Origin of the sequence: Photobacterium kishitanii (assembly GCF_003026355.1) — a bacterium.
Lineage (GTDB): Bacteria > Pseudomonadota > Gammaproteobacteria > Enterobacterales > Vibrionaceae > Photobacterium > Photobacterium kishitanii.
This window is the reverse complement of record NZ_PYON01000040.1, coordinates 1-1,515: the sequence shown is the minus strand read 5'-3', so window position 1 is coordinate 1,515 and position 1,515 is coordinate 1. Positions and strand designations below refer to the sequence as shown.

The 1,515-nt window shown below is 47.3% G+C and carries 1 pseudogene; it reads right to left on the bottom strand.

From position 1 onward, the window contains the following. A pseudogene (locus tag C0W29_RS21705) lies at window positions 1-1,515 on the bottom strand (hypothetical protein); the annotation flags it as partial.

The following is a 1,515-nucleotide window of genomic DNA, read 5'->3' as shown; positions in this document are numbered from 1 at the left end:
GGCTTGATTCATTAATCGTAGTGCCGGTATCAGTACCAAACTCTGGGTTAGCGCCGTCTTTAATCGTGATATCAACATTGGCCGGTTTTTGCAGCCAGTCACCATCAGTATCTTGTACCTGAATCGGCACATCGATAGTGATCTTATCGTTGACACTATCAACTAAACCTTGATTACCGTTATCGGTGTGATTTAACGGTTTTTCTTGAGTGATGGTGACATTAACCGCCACATCGTGACCATTCGCCGCTTGTACTGCAGACAATGATACCGTCACAACCTGCTCGCCATTGGCTGTTAAACCAATTAACTCACCCGTCGCACTGTCATAATGAAAACTGATCGCTTCATTATTACCAGTGGTTAACTCTGACTCTAACTCAGTGATTAGCGATGTCAGTTGTTTTGGATCGATGGTCACTTTTGTTGGGTCGAGACGGTCTGTACCGGCTTCAATCGCAATGGTGGTAGTGCCAGATACAGGGTAGCCGTGTTCGCTACCCTGCGGGGTTAAATCCCCTTCGGTGATCGTCACTTGCCCCTGCTCATTACCTGCAGCATCGCTACCATCTTTAATGGTGATCACTACTTGGCCGCTGGCGGTATCGCCATCGTTATCAGTCGCCGTCACGCCCAAGCTAATATTGGCAATATCAGCCGCGTTCTGGTCAATAGAACCGGTGACTTCAACCGTGTAAGAGCCATCGGTGGCAATAGTTACCACCATCACGGGCTTATCGTGGCTATCAACCACGGTTAGCACATTGCCTGCCACAGTAAAGGTGGTGGCTTCGCCATTGCTCGTTATACCATCAAGGCCTGACTGCTCAGGATTGAAATCAATCTGATGAATCGCATCTGAGCCAACATCTAATGGCACTTCACCATGGATAATTTGACCTTGCTGGCTTGATTCATTAATCGTAGTGCCAGTATCAGTACCAAACTCTGGGTTAGCACCGTCTTTAATCGTGATATCAATATTGGCCGGTTTTTGCAGCCAGTCACCATCGGTATCTTGCACCTGAATCGGCACATCAATGGTGATCTTATCGTTCACACTATCAACTAAACCTTGGTTACCGTTATCGGTGTGATTTAATGGTTTTTCTTGAGTGATGGTGACATTAACTGCCACATCATGACCATTCGCCGCTTGTACTGCTGACAATGATACCGTTACAACCTGCTCGCCATTGGCTGTTAAACCAATTAACTCACCCGTCGCACTGTTATAATGAAAACTGATCGCTTGATGATCACCAGTGGTTAACTCTGATTCTAATTCAGTGATTAGCGATGTCAGTTGTTTTGGATCGATGGTCACTTTTGTTGGGTCGAGACGGTCTATACCGGCTTCAATCGCAATGGTGGTAGTGCCAGATACAGGGTAGCCGTGTTCGCTACCCTGCGGGGTTAAATCCCCTTCGGTGATCGTCACTTGCCCCTGCTCATTACCTGCAGCATCGCTACCATCTTTAATGGTGATCACTACTTGGCCGCTGGCGGTATCGC